Annotated in this window: 14 protein-coding genes; 13 read left to right on the top strand and 1 reads right to left on the bottom strand. The window is 70.8% G+C overall.

The genetic code is table 11. The features are described 5' to 3' along the window. Positions 1-11 precede the first annotated feature (11 nt). From prcA to OHA68_RS38035, 7 genes are all read left to right on the top strand, one after another. A complete protein-coding gene (gene prcA / locus OHA68_RS38065; protein ID WP_327104588.1) occupies positions 12-788 on the top strand; it encodes a proteasome subunit alpha in 777 nt (258 codons plus the stop codon). A gap of 103 nt (positions 789-891) precedes the next feature. Next, a complete protein-coding gene (locus OHA68_RS38060; protein ID WP_327104587.1) occupies positions 892-1,413 on the top strand; it encodes a hypothetical protein in 522 nt (173 codons plus the stop codon). 110 nt (positions 1,414-1,523) lie between these two features. Continuing rightward, the gene (pafA, locus tag OHA68_RS38055) at positions 1,524-2,882 is read left to right on the top strand and encodes a Pup--protein ligase (RefSeq protein ID WP_189140518.1); all 1,359 of its coding nucleotides are present in this window, start codon (positions 1,524-1,526) and stop codon (positions 2,880-2,882) included. A 76-nt stretch (positions 2,883-2,958) separates the two neighbouring features. Continuing rightward, entirely contained in the window at positions 2,959-3,900 is a 942-nt protein-coding gene (locus tag OHA68_RS38050; protein WP_327104586.1) for an FKBP-type peptidyl-prolyl cis-trans isomerase, read from the top strand. Positions 3,901-4,044: 144 nt separating this feature from the next. Continuing rightward, the gene (locus OHA68_RS38045) at positions 4,045-4,905 is read left to right on the top strand and encodes an FKBP-type peptidyl-prolyl cis-trans isomerase (RefSeq protein ID WP_327104585.1); all 861 of its coding nucleotides are present in this window, start codon (positions 4,045-4,047) and stop codon (positions 4,903-4,905) included. 219 nt (positions 4,906-5,124) lie between these two features. Further along, positions 5,125-5,769 carry a helix-turn-helix transcriptional regulator gene (locus OHA68_RS38040; RefSeq protein WP_189140521.1) on the top strand — a complete coding sequence of 215 codons (645 nt, stop codon included), beginning with the start codon at positions 5,125-5,127 and terminating at the stop codon, positions 5,767-5,769. A 32-nt stretch (positions 5,770-5,801) separates the two neighbouring features. Further along, complete coding sequence (locus OHA68_RS38035; RefSeq protein ID WP_327104584.1) at positions 5,802-6,281, top strand: DUF3291 domain-containing protein; 480 nt, start codon at positions 5,802-5,804, stop codon at positions 6,279-6,281. Here OHA68_RS38035 and OHA68_RS38030 read toward each other — a convergent pair. Continuing rightward, the gene (locus tag OHA68_RS38030; protein WP_327104583.1) at positions 6,227-7,327 is read right to left on the bottom strand and encodes a DUF3866 family protein; all 1,101 of its coding nucleotides are present in this window, start codon (positions 7,325-7,327) and stop codon (positions 6,227-6,229) included. The genes OHA68_RS38035 and OHA68_RS38030 overlap by 55 nt on opposite strands. Before the next feature lie 37 nt (positions 7,328-7,364). Between OHA68_RS38030 and OHA68_RS38025 the strand changes: the two genes are divergently transcribed. From OHA68_RS38025 to OHA68_RS38000, 6 genes are all read left to right on the top strand, one after another. Further along, on the top strand, positions 7,365-8,327 hold the full coding sequence (locus OHA68_RS38025) for a helix-turn-helix transcriptional regulator (protein WP_327104582.1): 963 nt from the start codon (positions 7,365-7,367) through the stop codon (positions 8,325-8,327). After that, on the top strand, positions 8,324-9,289 hold the full coding sequence (locus OHA68_RS38020; protein WP_327104581.1) for a helix-turn-helix transcriptional regulator: 966 nt from the start codon (positions 8,324-8,326) through the stop codon (positions 9,287-9,289). Before OHA68_RS38025 ends, OHA68_RS38020 begins: the two co-directional genes overlap by 4 nt. A 227-nt stretch (positions 9,290-9,516) precedes the next feature. After that, entirely contained in the window at positions 9,517-9,858 is a 342-nt protein-coding gene (gene tatA, locus OHA68_RS38015) for a Sec-independent protein translocase subunit TatA (protein WP_327104580.1), read from the top strand. A 31-nt stretch (positions 9,859-9,889) separates the two neighbouring features. Further along, complete coding sequence (tatC, locus tag OHA68_RS38010; protein ID WP_327104579.1) at positions 9,890-10,747, top strand: twin-arginine translocase subunit TatC; 858 nt, start codon at positions 9,890-9,892, stop codon at positions 10,745-10,747. Positions 10,748-10,763: 16 nt separating this feature from the next. After that, a complete protein-coding gene (locus tag OHA68_RS38005) occupies positions 10,764-11,651 on the top strand; it encodes a diacylglycerol/lipid kinase family protein (RefSeq protein ID WP_327104578.1) in 888 nt (295 codons plus the stop codon). Positions 11,652-11,742: 91 nt separating this feature from the next. Continuing rightward, on the top strand, positions 11,743-14,466 hold the full coding sequence (locus tag OHA68_RS38000) for a DEAD/DEAH box helicase (protein WP_327104577.1): 2,724 nt from the start codon (positions 11,743-11,745) through the stop codon (positions 14,464-14,466). Positions 14,467-14,468 lie beyond the last annotated feature (2 nt).

The raw sequence follows: 14,468 nt of genomic DNA, 5'->3' as shown, positions 1-14,468 counted from the left end.
CCCACGTGTCGATGCCTTTCGGATATGCGTCCCCTGAGCAGATCATGCGGGACAAGGCGGACTACGCGCGCAAGGGGATCGCGCGGGGCCGCTCCGTCGTCGTGCTGCAGTACGTCGACGGGATCCTGTTCGTCGCGCCCAACCCTTCCAAGGCGCTGCACAAGATCAGCGAGATCTACGACCGCATCGGGTTCGCGGCCGTGGGCCGCTACAACGAGTTCGAGGAGTTGCGGCTGGGCGGCATCCGCTACGCCGACATCAACGGTTACACCTACGACCGCTCCGATGTGACGGGTCGTGGCCTGGCCAACCTCTACGCCTCCAACCTGGGCCGGATCTTCACCGATTCGATCAAGTCGCTCGAGGTGGAGGTGGTGGTGGCCGAGGTGGGTGACGAGCCTGACGGTGACGCCATCTACCGGTTGACGTTCGACGGCTCGGTGTTCGACGAGCACGGGTTCGCGGCGATGGGCGGTCAGGCGGAGGCGGTGTCGACGCGGCTGAAGGAGCGCTACCGCGAGTCGATGTCGCTGTCGGCGGCGCTGGAGGTGGCGCTGGCGGCCCTCACCGAGCCCGGTGGCGAGCGGCCGCCGGTGACGCAGCTGGAGGTGGCGGTGCTGGATCGCAATCGCGAGCACCGCAAGTTCCTGCGGCTGACGGGCTCACGCCTGGAGCGCCTGCTGCCTTCTGCCGACGCCTCGGCGCCCGCACCCGCCGCGGAGGAGGGTGAGAAGCCGCCGCCCACCGGCCCCGAGGGAGACGTGGACGACGGCTCTTCGCCGCTGTAGGACCAGGCCGCCGGCATCCCAGGGTGTCGGCGGCCCTTTGGGTGTGATTTGTATCACTATGTGCCGGTCGAACTCCGGGACGGCCCTGGCCATCGAACGATCCATGAAGATTCTTACGCGTAGCCTCCTCGCGACCGGTGCGGCCGCGGCCATGATCCTCGCGTCCGGCGCGGCGGCCGAGGCCGCCGCCATCCCGAAGTACAAGGCCCCGGAGGTCTTCGGGAAGACGTTCCAGGCGGATCCGAAGCATGACTTCACCAAGCGCATCAGCCCCCGGCACAACGGCATCCTGCGCGGCTGGATCACCCACGTGAGCGGCTCCGTGGCCGAGTACGAGCCCATCAAGTGGAAGAAGGGCACCGTCACCGAGGGCCGCTTCGTCGGCCCGCCCGAGGGTGACGTGACGGCCTACGCCTCGCCCATCGCCAAGAACGTGGTCTTCCTGTCGGCGTTCGGCTGCGGATCGAAGATGGTCAATGTGACCGTCAGCGGAAAGCACGGGCTCGGCAGCAAGCGCTGCTCCAGGGCGGACCTGGTCAAGCGGCACAAGGGTGGCGGGCACCCGGCGCTCATCACCGTCCACCAGGGCAAGATCGTAAAGCTTCAGGAGATCTACACGCCCTGACGGGCGGCGAAAGGGCTCCGCGGGGGCGCGAGCACAGGTGAAGCGGGGTGTGCGGAAAACACCAGGAGAGATCTCTCCCGTTGGCCGATCCGTGGGCATAGTGTGAGGTGATGGATCGTCGCATCTTCGGGCTGGAGAACGAGTACGGCGTGACCTGCACGTTCAGGGGGCAGCGCAGGCTGTCCCCGGACGAGGTCGCGCGCTACCTGTTCCGGCGAGTCGTGTCCTGGGGCCGATCGAGCAACGTCTTCCTCCGCAATGGCGCACGCCTGTATCTCGACGTGGGCAGCCACCCTGAATACGCAACACCTGAATGTGACAACGTCATCGAGCTCGTCACCCATGACAAAGCCGGTGAGCGCATCCTCGAGGGCCTTCTGGTCGACGCCGAGAAACGGCTGCGCGAAGAGGGCATCGCCGGGGACATCTATCTCTTCAAGAACAACACCGACTCGGCCGGCAACTCCTACGGCTGCCACGAGAACTATCTGGTCGGCAGGCACGGCGAGTTCGGCCGCCTGGCCGACGTGCTGATTCCGTTCCTGGTGACGAGGCAGATCATCTGCGGTGCCGGCAAGGTGCTGCAGACTCCGCGCGGGGCGGTCTACTGCGTGTCGCAGCGGGCCGAGCACATCTGGGAGGGCGTCTCGTCCGCCACCACCCGCTCCCGGCCGATCATCAACACCCGGGACGAGCCACACGCCGACGCCGAGCGGTTCCGCCGCCTGCACGTCATCGTGGGCGACTCCAACATGAGCGAGACCACCATGCTGCTCAAGGTCGGCGCCACCGACCTGGTGCTGCGCATGATCGAGGCGGGCACGGTGATGCGTGACCTGTCGCTGGAGAACCCGATCAGGGCGATCCGGGAGGTCTCCCACGACATGACGGGCAGGCGCAGGGTGCGCCTGGCCAACGGCCGTGAGGCCTCCAGCCTGGAGATCCAGCAGGAATACCTGTCGAAGGCGAAGGACTTCGTCGACCGGCGCGGCGGCGATGCCATCGCCCACCGGGTGCTGGAGCTGTGGGAGCGCACGTTGCACGCGGTCGAGACGGGCAATCTCGATCTGGTGGCGCGGGAGATCGACTGGGTGACGAAATATCAGCTGATCGAGCGTTACCGCAAGAAGTACGACCTGCCGCTGTCGTCGCCGCGCGTGGCGCAGCTCGACCTCGCCTATCACGACGTGCACCGTAAGCGTGGCCTGTTCTACCTGCTGCAGAAGCGCGGCTCGGTGGAGCGGGTGGCCTCCGACCTGAAGATCTTCGAGGCCAAGTCGGTGCCGCCGCAGACGACCAGGGCGCGGCTGCGGGGTGAGTTCATCCGCAAGGCGCAGGAGAAGCGGCGCGACTTCACCGTCGACTGGGTGCATCTCAAGCTCAACGACCAGGCTCAGCGGACGGTTCTGTGCAAGGACCCGTTCCGATCGGTGGACGAAAGGGTCGACAAACTCATCGCGGGCATGTAAACAAAGCAGTTTACCTCGGCCCTACCGAGAGTCAGATAGTGTGGCGCGAATCTGACGTCTTTTCCGAGGGAAGTCCATGCGCCGCGCTCTGGCCGTCCTGGCCGCCGTGCCTTTGATCTTCTTCGCCGCCGCGTGCGGCTCCGACACCCCGGCGGCTCCGGCCGCCGGGGGCTCGTCCTCAGCGGCGGGCGCGGGGGTGAAGGTCACCGGTGAGGTGGGTGCCAAGCCCACGGTGACCTTCCCCTCCGGGTCGCCTGCCACCAAGTCCTCCTTCGAGGTGCTGACGGCGGGGACGGGTCCGGCCGTGAAGGCCGGTGACAAGGTCATCGTCAACCTGACCGTCTACAACTGGGACGGTCAGCAGAACGCCTTCCAGGGGTCCTCCTACGACACCAAGGCTCCGGAGACCATCCCGGTCAACGAGCAGCTCCCGCAGGTGCTGCGGGACGGCTTCACCAAGGTGAAGCACGGCGGCCGCCTGCTGGCCGTGATGGCCAGCGACTCCGCTCCGCAGCAGCAGCAGGGCACGCCGCCGCAGCCGACGAAGGTGTTCGTGCTGGACGTGGTCGGCGCGCCGCCGGTGGCCCTCAAGGCCGCCACCGGCAAGGAGACCGGCGACAAGCTCAAGGGCGTCAAGGTCGTCAACCCGGGCGGCGACAAGGCGCCCACGCTGACGACCAAGACGGGTGACAAGCCGTCGAAGGAGCTCGTCGTCAAGACCCTCATCAAGGGCACCGGCGAGAAGGTCAAGCCGACGCAGACGCTCACCGTCCACTACACGGGCAAGATCTGGGGCACCGACAAGGAGTTCGACTCCAGCTGGACCCGGGGCGAGCCGGCGGCGTTCCCGCTGGCCAACGTCATCCAGGGCTGGCAGAAGGGCCTGGCCGGGGTGCCGGTCGGCAGCCGGGTCGTGATGAGCATCCCGCCGGACCTCGGCTACGGAGCTCAGGAGCAGCAGGGCATCCCCGCCAACAGCACGCTGGTGTTCGTGGTGGACATCCTGTCGGCCTACTGACCGACGCTCGCGCACGCGGGCGCCCTGCCGGGTGCCCACGCGGCGCACCCTGCCCGGCCTGCTGACCGGCGGTCGCGGTACGCGGTAGCATCGCGAGGCCCGGGGGCAGGACGCCGCCGGGCCTCGCCGCACGGGAGGTCGCCGATGCGCCGCCGTACCATCGCGTTGCTGCTGATCCCGCTGCTGGCCCCGGCGGCGTGCTCCGGTTCGCCGTCCGAGCCGGAGGTGGCGGGCGCGTTCGGCGCCCGGCCCACGGTCGTCTTCCCCACCGGCAGGCCGGCGGCCGAGCTGCGGATCAACCAGCTCGCCGCGGGCAGCGGCGCGACGCTGGAGCAGGACGACGTGGCGATCGTGCAGTACACCGCGCACGTGTGGGACGGCGGTGCGAACCGGCTGGTGGACTCCAGCTTCAACCGTGGCGCCCCGGCCGCCTTCCCGCTCGGCCGGCTGCCGCCCGGCCTGGACCGGGCGCTGCGGGGCCGCAAGGTGGGCAGCCGCGTGGTCGCCGCCATCCCGCCGGGTGACGGCCTGCGCGACGAGCTGCTCTACGTGGTCGACATCCTCGGCGCCCACGGCCGGGACACCACGGTGGAGGCGGCCGGCGGGTCGCTGGCGGGCGTACGCGTCACCGGCACGGACCGGCCACGGCTGACAGTGCCCCGGACGGCTCCCCCCACAGCGTTCACCGCCACGGTCCTGTCCCGCGGCTCCGGCCCCGCCACGCAGACCGGCCGGCTCCTCGTCGCCCAGTGCGTGGGCGTGGTCTGGGACGGGGGCCGGGTCTTCGACTCGACCTGGCGCACCGGCCGGCCGAAGACCTTCACGATCGGCGACGGAAGCGTGATCAGAGGCTGGGACCGGGCACTGCTCGGCGTGCCCGTGGGCAGCCGCGTCCTGATGATCGTCCCGCCCGCCGACGGCTACGGCACCGCCGGCCACCCGCCCTCCGGCATCCGCCCGCAGGACACCCTGGTCTTCGCGGTCGACATCCTGGCAGCGTACTGAGCCACGTACGCGTCGGGTGGTCGCGCGCGAGGACCCTGGGCATCCCCTTCGCGACGCCAAGGTCGTGCGCGGGAAGTGGCGCCAAGGTCGTGCGCGGGAAGTGCGGTGCTCGCCGTGGTTCGCGAGGGCGCCTGGCGGCGTGGGTGCGGCGCGTCGGAGGCTCGCCCGCGCCCAGAAGCGGCTCTGAGAGCGCCGCGCGGGCTCCCCTAGACTGCGGCTGTGAGCGACGACGACCTCCAGGCGCTGGGGCTGCTGCAGGATCCGGTCCGGCGGAGCCTGTACGACGCCGTGGCGGCCGGAGGCGGCGAGGTGGGCAGGACGGAGGCGGCGCAGGCCGCCGGGGTGTCCAGGACGCTCGCCGGCCATCATCTGGACAAGCTCGTCGAGGCGGGGCTGCTGGAGAGCGGGTTCCGCCCCCAGGAGCGCAAGGGGCCGGGCAGCGGCAGGCCCGCCAAGGTCTACCGCAGGGCGGCGGGGGACCGGTCGGTGAGCCTGCCGCCGCGCGACTATGTCTCGCTTGCCTCGGTGCTGGCCGAGGTGGTCGACGAGCTGGGCGCCGAGGAACGGGCCGAGCGGGCGGCACGCGGGGCGGGCCGCCGGCTGGCCGGGCGGCACGGCGGCGAGCCGGTGGAGTCGGTGCTGCGCGGGCGCGGCTACGAGCCGTACCCCGACGACGGCGTCCTGCGCATGCGCAACTGTCCCTTCCACGTGCTGTCGCACGAGCAGCCGCTGCTGGTGTGCTCGATGAATCTGGCCCTGTGCCAGGGCCTGCTGGAGGGGCTCGGCGACGATCCGGGGCGGGCGCGGCTGGATCCGCGCCCGGGGGAGTGCTGTGTCACCGTTTCTAAAACAAATGACAATTGACATAGAAGGGGGAAGGTGATCTGCTGAGCGTCATGCATCTCGCTCAGCTCAACATCGCGCACCTGCGCGCGCCCGTCGACTCCGCCGAGCTCGCCGAGTTCGTGGCCCTGCTGGAGCCCATGAACGACCTCGCCGACCGGTCGCCAGGCTTCGTGTGGCGGCTCAAGGAGAGCGACGTGGACCCGACCGCCACCGTCGTGCACGACTACGGCGACCACCTGCTGGTCAACTTCTCGGTGTGGGAGTCCCGCGACGCGCTGTGGGACTACGTCTACCGCAGCGGCCACCTGGAGGTGCTGCGCCGGCGCCGGGAGTGGTTCCACCGGGTGGCGGAGCCGTACACCGTGATGTGGTGGACCCCCGAAGGCGACCTCCCGTCACTCGACGAGGCGATGCGGCGTCTCGAACGCCTCAGGACGGAGGGGCCGGGCCCCGAGGCGTTCACCTTCAAGGACTCTTACGCCAGCAGCGAGGCGGCGAACCTGCCCGCCGCCGCCGAGGCCAGGAAGTAGGCCAGGTCCTCCTCCAGCCCCCGGCCCATCGTCGACAGCCTGACCGGCGAGGCGCGCAGCGCCTCGTGCAGGCCGTCGACCGGCACCGGCACCAGCTCGTGCCGGACCGCCAGCAGCTCCGCCTGATCTCTGACCCGCTCGCCGAACGCGCCCGGCAGCATCGGCACCGGCACCTGGGCGCGGGTCAGCGCCACCCGCCCGTAGGCGGTCAGCGAGTGGTGGGAGACGCCGAGGTGGCGCTCGCGCAGGTCGCCCTCGCTCACCCGCAGCGCCGCCACCGGCCGCCCCTGCAGCACCGACGCCGCGTTGACCGCCTCGCCCGCCGACACCCCGGAGAACCCCCAGCGGGTGCCCGTGCCCAGGTTGCCGGGCCCCTGGGTGACGATCGCCACGTCCGCCTCCAGCACGTGCCGGGCGGCCAGCAGCCCGGTGTGGGTGGTGACGGCCTCCACGTCCCCGCCGAACGCCTGCCCGACCGTGACCACCCCGGACAGCCAGCCGATCTCCCGCAGCCGGGCGGCCGCCATGGAGAACCACGCGGGCAGCGCCCCGCCGTCCAGCATCACGTACGCCACCCGTAGGTCCCGCGCGGCCGTGTCGTACAGCCCGCACAGGATCGGCGGCAGCGCCGAGTGCAGGTCGGCGACCACGACCGGCATCCCGTCGACGGAGTCCGCCTCGCGCAATCGGTCATGGAACGGGGAGTCCTGCTCGTCCGCGCCCAGCACCGTGGCCTGCAACGGCGTGTAGCGGGCCTTCACCAGGTGCCCGGGGCCTTGCGGATCTTGCGGCAAACGGTTCGGCACGGCCACCACCATGGCGTAACCTCCCGTACCGAGACCCATTGCGAGTGCCGTCGTGTTGAGCAGCACCTCGTCGCCGGGCTCCGGGCGGCCCACCAACGCTGGATAGGCCAGTGCCCGGTACAACGCGCCGGGCTCCGCGCCCGGTGGGTTGTCCCCTTCGGGGACGGCGACTTCCAGCTCCATCGCTCCCGGCCACTCGCGCCGGATCCGCACAACCTCGCCCTTGCGCCATCTGATCACGGGGGCAGGGTAGCGTCGTTGAAGGAGGAGTGAGCAGATGTCGCGCCGTAAGACCGAGCGGTTGCTGAACCTGGTGATCTGCCTGCTCGCCACCCGCCGCCCGCTGTCGGCCGAGCAGATCCGGCACGCCGTCCCCGGTTACGACCGTGACGGCGACGAGGCGTTCCAGCGGATGTTCGAGCGGGACAAGAACGAGTTGCGCGAGATCGGCATCCCGATCGACGTGGTGCGCGACCCGTGGGAGGACGAGCCCGGCTACCGCATCGAGCGGCAGTCCTACGAGCTGCCGGAGATCGTGCTGGAGCCGGACGAGGCGGCGGTGCTGGGCGTGGCCGCGCAGGTGTGGCAGCGGGCCAGCCTGGCCGAGGCCGCATCCGGCGCGCTGCTGAAGCTGCGCGCCGGCGGCGTCGCCACCGACGAGACGGTCGGCGGGAGCGTCGGGGGAGGGGCGCTGGAGCTGCGGGTCGACACCCGCGACCCGGCCTTCCCCGCGCTGTGGGAGGCCGTCCGCGACCGGCGGGTGGTGCGCTTTGACTACCGCGGCGCGGGCAGCGAGAACGTGCACACCCGCACCGTCGAGCCGTGGGGCGTGGTGAGCCGCCGCGGCCGGTGGTATCTGGCCGGGTTCGACCGGGGACGGGACGCGCCGCGGGCCTTCCGGCTCAGCCGTATCACCGGGCCGGTCACGGCCGTGGGCAGGAGCGGCGCCGTCGAGGTGCCGCAGGGCGTCGACCTGCGGGCCATGGTGGGCTTCCCGGACGAGCCGACGCAGGCGCGCACCGCGCTCGTCCGGGTCCGGCAGGGCACCTGCGAGGGGCTGCGCCAGCTGTCCGGCGCCGTGCGCGCGGGCGCCGGCGGGTGGGACGAGGCCGAGCTGCCCTTCACCGACCCGGACCGGCTGGCCGGATGGATGGCCAGCCTGGGCGCGGACGTCGAGGTGGTCGAGCCACCGGACGCCCGCGAAGCCGTCATCCGCCGACTGAAGGGGGCGCTGGCGTGAGTGGATCCGCCGACCGGCTGCCAAGACTCCTCGCGCTCGTCCCCTACCTGATGTCCCACCCGGGCGCTCAGGTGGGCGAGGTGGCCGAGGTGTTCGGGCTGAGCGAGAAGCAGCTCATCGACGACCTGCAGCTCGTGTGGATGTGCGGGCTGCCGGGGCACACCCCTGGCGACCTCATCGACGTGTCGTGGGACGGCGGTGAGATCCTCATCGACAACGCCGACACCATCGCCAGGCCGCTGCGCCTGGGCATCGACGAGGCCAGCGCGCTGCTGGTGGCGCTGCGCATGCTGGCCGCCAGCCCGGACCTCGCCGAGGTGCGCGGCGACGCGCTGCCGCGGGTGGTGGCCAAGCTGGAGCAGGCCGCCGGCGAGGGCGCCGCCCTGGTGAGCAACCAGGTCGCGGTGGACGTGGACGCCGCCCCCGACGCGCTGCCGCGGGTGCGCGAGGGCCTGACGCTGCGGCGCAGGCTGTCGCTGCGCTACTACGTGCCGGGCCGCGACGAGGTGACACCGCGCGAGGTGGACCCGATGCGGATCGTGGTCGCCGACGGCCGCACCTACCTGGAGTGCTGGTGCTACCGCGCCGAGGCGATGCGGCTGTTCCGGCTGGACCGGATGCTCGGCGTGCAGGTGCTGGACGTGCCGGCCGACCCGCCCGCCGGGGCCGAGCCCATCGACGTCGCCCAGGGGGTCTTCCGGCCGTCGCCGACCGACGAGCTGGTGGAGCTGGAGGTCACCGCCGCCGGGCGGTGGGTGGCGGAATACTACCCGTGCGAGCAGGTGACCGAGCTCGGTGAGGGCCGGTTGCGGATCACGCTGCGCGCCCGCGACGAGGACTGGATCGTCAAGCTCGCGCTACGGCTGGGCGACACGGGCAGGGTCGTGGCGCCCGCCGCGATGGCCGTCCGGGTGCGGCAGGAGGCCGAGCGGGCTCTGTCCCTGTACGCTCATGGGGCATGACGGTGATCTTTCTGGCGACCGGTCTCGGTGTGGCCGGAGTGGCCGTGCTCGCGATCGCGGGTGGCCGTGTGACACTCGCGGCACGTAGTCTTGACAGAGAAATAGCCGAGGCGCGTGCTCAGCTCGAGCCGAGGCAGGCCAGATCGGACGCCACTCGGGGGTGAGACCACCCCCAGGGCAGCGTACGATCGGGGCTGATAAGAGCCTTCGCACCATAAGGACGTCCCATGTCGCAACTCGGAGTTCCCGAACTTCTGATCATCGCAGGCGTGCTCGTCCTGCTGTTCGGCGCCAAGAAGCTGCCGGATGTGGCCCGCGGCGTCGGCAGGTCGCTGCGCATCTTCAAGTCGGAGACCGCCAAGCTCCGCGACGACGACGATGACGCTCAGCCGGCCGCCCAGCCGACCGTGCAGGCCACGCAGACCGCCACCCCGCAGCCGCAGCCGGTCGCGCCCCAGCAGATCCCGCCCGCCGCGCCGGTGGTCTCGGCCGAGGAGCAGGCCCGCCAGCTCGAGGAGCAGGCGGCCAGGCTGCGCGCCGGTGCCGGGCAGGCCAACAAGCAAGCCTGACCTCATCCCTCCTCATCACCTGGACCGCTAGATGGCGCTGCTCAAACGGTCACGACCACAAGCACCTGCCGCCGACGCCGACCCCGAGGGTCGCATGCCGCTCATGGAGCATCTGCGTGAGCTGCGTAACCGGTTGCTGATCGCGACGATCGCCGTGGTCGTCGGCATCATCGTCGGCTGGTTCGTCTTCGATCCGGTTTGGGCGTTCATCAAGGCGCCCTTCTGTGAGACACCGCAGGCCCAGCAGTTGCGCGAGGGCACCTGCACGCTCACCTACAGCGGCATCTTCCAGTCCTTCTTCCTGACGTTGAAGGTCTCGGCGATGGTGGGCCTGGTCGTCTCCTCGCCCGTCTGGCTCTACCAGCTCTGGGCGTTCGTCACCCCGGCCCTCTACCGCAACGAGAAGCGCTACTCGCTGACCTTCCTGGTGGTGGCGATCCCGCTGTTCCTGCTGGGCGCCGTGCTGGCCTACCTGATCATGGACACCAGCCTGGCGATCATGCTGGGCTTCTCACCCTCCGACGCGGTCGCCACGATCCAGATCGACGAGTACGTCAACTACGTGCTCATCATGCTGGTGATCTTCGGTATCTCCTTCGAGCTGCCGCTGCTGCTGGTGTTCCTCAACATCATCGGCGCGCTGTCCCGGTCCACCGTGACCAAGCACCGCCGGACCATCATCGTCGCGATGTTCGCCTTCGGCGCGGTCATCACGCCGGGCGGTGACCCGTTCGCGATGATCGCGCTCGCCCTGCCCATGATCGCTCTGTACTTCCTGGCCGAGCTGTTCATGTACGTCCGCGAGAGGCGGATGCCGGCCGACGAGTTCGCCGGTTTGGACGACGACGAGGCTTCGCCACTAGAAGAGGATTCCGGTTCCACGCGATAGGCGATAAGTTCCGGGCGTGGCCCCTCAACTAGCCCTGCTCGTGAACCCGGCCGCCCGCGGCGGCCGGACGCTTCGCCTGCTCGACCCCGTGGCCCGCCGCCTGCGCGCGGGCGGGGCCGAGCTGTCGGTGATCGTCGGTGTGGACGCCGCCGACGCCCTGGAACGGGCCTGCGCCGCCGTGGCCGAGCGCCCTGACGCGCTCGTGGCCTTCGGCGGCGACGGCCTGGTCCACCTGGCCGTGCAGGCCGTGGCGGGCACCGACGTGCCGCTCGGCATCATCCCCGCCGGGACGGGCAACGACATCGCCGGCGCGCTCGGCGTGCCGGGCAAGGATCCGATCGCCGCGGCCAGGACCGTGCTGCGGATGCGGCCGCGGGTGATCGACGCGGTGGGCGTCAGCTCCGGCACCGGGCAGGAGCTGTTCGCCGGGGTGCTGTGCAGCGGGTTCGACTCGCGGGTGAACGAGCGGGCCAACGAGCTCACCTGGCCGACCGGGATGGCCCGCTACCTGGTGGCCACCGCGCAGGAGTTGCGCGCGTTCGAGCCCATCCCGTTCCGGGTCACGCTGGACGGCGGCGAGCCGATCGAGCGGGAGGCCATGATGGTGGCGGTGGCCAACACCGGCTCCTACGGCGCCGGCATGCGGGTCTGCCCCGGCGCGCTGCCCGACGACGGGCTGCTGGACGTGGTGATGGTGGGAGCGCTGTCCAAGCGGGAGTTCCTGCGGGTCTTCCCGCGCGTCTACCGCGGCTCGCACATCACCCACCCGGCCGTGTCGGTGTGGCAGGCCAGGAGCGTCACGCTGGAGGCGCCAGGCGTGGTGGCCTACGCCGACGGGGAACGCATCGGGCCGGTCCCGGTCACATGCGAGATCCGGCCTGGGATGTTACGTGTCCTCACGTGAGCCGTACTTTGTAAAGGCGCCGGCGCGGGAAGGTGATCTCAACAGCCCCGTGAGGGCCGACCGGAATGCCGATTTCGGTAGGCTGGCGGTTATGACAACGCCAGCGGAACGCTACGCGGCCTTCCGTCAGAGATATGCCGATGACGGGGCCGCTCTCAGGTCGTTCCGGGGCCTGTACGACTTCGAGCTCGACGACTTCCAGATCGACGCCTGCCGGGCGCTGGAGGCGGGCGACGGCGTGCTGGTGGCCGCGCCCACCGGCTCGGGCAAGACGGTCGTCGGCGAGTTCGCCGTCCACCTCGCCCTGGAGCAGGGCCGCAAGTGTTTCTACACCACCCCCATCAAGGCGCTGTCCAACCAGAAGTACAACGACCTGGTGAAACGGTACGGCACCGCCAAGGTGGGGCTGCTGACCGGCGACAACAGCGTCAACGGCGAGGCCCCGATCGTCGTCATGACGACCGAGGTGCTGCGCAACATGCTCTACGCCGGCTCCGCCACGCTGGCCGGGCTGGGGTTCGCCGTCATGGACGAGGTCCACTACCTGGCCGACCGCTTCCGCGGCGCGGTGTGGGAAGAGGTCATCATCCACCTGCCCGAGTCGGTCAGGCTGGCGGCCCTGTCGGCGACGGTGAGCAACGCCGAGGAGTTCGGCGAGTGGCTCGGCGAGGTGCGCGGCGACACGACCGTGATCGTGGACGAGGTCCGGCCGGTGCCGCTGTGGCAGCACATGATGATCTCCGGCAGGATCTACGACCTGTTCATGACCGACGACGAGACGCCGCGCATCAACCCGACGCTGATGCGGGTGACGCGCGACGCCGAGCGGCTCACCGGCGGCCGGGGGCGGCGCGGCTACAGCAGGCCGGGCCGGTCGGGGCCGCCGGACCGGGCCCAGGTGATCGAGAAGCTCGACGCCGAGGGGCTGCTGCCGGCGATCACGTTCATCTTCTCCCGGGCGGGCTGCCAGGCGGCCGTCAAGCAGTGCCTGTACGCCGGGATCCGGCTCACCACCGAGCGGGAGCGGCACGAGATCAGGCAGCTCGTCGACGAGCGGACCGCGCACCTGCCGGACGAGGACCTGGCGGTGCTCGGCTATCTGGAGTGGCGCGACTGCCTGGAGCGCGGCCTGGCGGCGCACCACGCGGGCATGCTGCCGGCCTTCAAGGAGGTTGTCGAGGAGCTGTTCACCCGCGGCCTGGTCAAGGCGGTGTTCGCCACCGAGACGCTGGCGCTGGGCATCAACATGCCCGCCCGCAGCGTGGTGATCGAGAAGCTCGACAAGTGGAACGGCGAGACCCACGCCGACCTTACCCCGGGTGAATACACCCAGCTCACCGGCCGGGCGGGGCGGCGCGGCATCGACGTCGAGGGCCACGCCGTGGTGCTGTGGCAGCCGGGCATGGACCCGCTGTCGGTGGCCGGTCTGGCGAGCACCCGCACCTACCCGCTGCGCTCCAGCTTCCAGCCCTCCTACAACATGGCGGTCAACCTGGTCGGCCAGTTCGGCCGCGAGCGTGCCAGGGCGCTGCTGGAGGAGTCGTTCGCGCAGTTCCAGGCCGACCGGGCGGTCGTCGGGCTGGCCAAGCAGTTGCGCAAGCACGAGGAGGCGCTGGAGGGCTACCAGGAGGCCATGACCTGCCACCTGGGTGACTTCACCGAATACTCGGGGCTGCGCAGGCGGCTGTCGGACCGCGAGGCGGAGCTGTCCAAGCAGCGCGGAGCCGTGCGCCGGGCGGCGGCCGTGCGGTCGCTGGAGGCGCTGCAGCCGGGCGACGTGATCAGGGTGCCGGGCGGGCGCCGGGCCGGGCTGGCGATCGTGCTCGACCCGGGCCGCAACCCGCGTGGCAACGGCCCCAGCCCGCTGGTGCTCACGATCAGCAAGCAGGTCAAGAAGCTCGACCCGGCGGACTTCCCGGTGCCGGTCGAGCCGATCGAGAAGCTGCGCATCCCGAAGAACTTCAACGCCCGCGCCCCGAAGGAGCGCGCCAACCTCGTCTCCACGCTGCTCGCCAAGATCGGTGACCGCGACCTGGGCAAGCCGGCCAGGGCGCGTGACCACGCGGTGGAGGACGACGAGATCAACGAGCTGCGGCGGCGCATCCGGCAGCATCCCTGCCACGGCTGCGACGAGCGGGAGGACCACGCCCGCTGGGCCGAGCGCTACTACAAGCTGCAGCGCGAGACCGAAGGGCTGCGCCGCCGGGTGGAGGGCCGTTCGCACGTCATCTCGCGGACCTTCGACCGGATCTGCTCGGTGCTGGAGCAGCTCGGCTATCTGCAGGAGGAGGCCGTCACCGACGAGGGCCGCCGGCTGGGCCGCATCTACACCGAGCTCGATCTGCTCACCGCCGAGTGCCTGCGCAGCGGGTTGTGGGAGGACCTGGAGCCGGCGGAGCTGGCGGCGTGCGTGTCGGCGCTGGTGTTCGAGTCGCGCCAGTCGGAGGACGCCAGGCGGCCCAAGATCCCGGCGGGTCGCGCCCAGGACGCGCTGACGGCGATGACCCGGCTGTGGGCGGAGCTGGAGGGCATCGAGTCCGACCACGGGCTGTCCACCATCCGTGAGCCGGACCTGGGCTTCGCCTGGGCGGCGTTCCGGTGGACCAAGGGCCACAGCCTGGACGCCGTGCTGATGGACGGCGTCAACGGCAACGAGCTCGCGGCCGGCGACTTCGTACGGTGGATCAAGCAGCTCATGGACCTGCTCGGCCAGCTCGGTGGCGCCGCCCCGGAGGGCAGCAAGATCAGGCAGACGGCGAACAAGGCCATGGACGGGATGCGCCGGGGCGTGGTGGCCTACTCGTCGCTGACCTAGGC

This window comes from Nonomuraea glycinis (assembly GCF_035920485.1).
GTDB lineage: Bacteria > Actinomycetota > Actinomycetes > Streptosporangiales > Streptosporangiaceae > Nonomuraea > Nonomuraea glycinis.
This window is presented reverse-complemented; position numbering and strand designations above follow the sequence as displayed.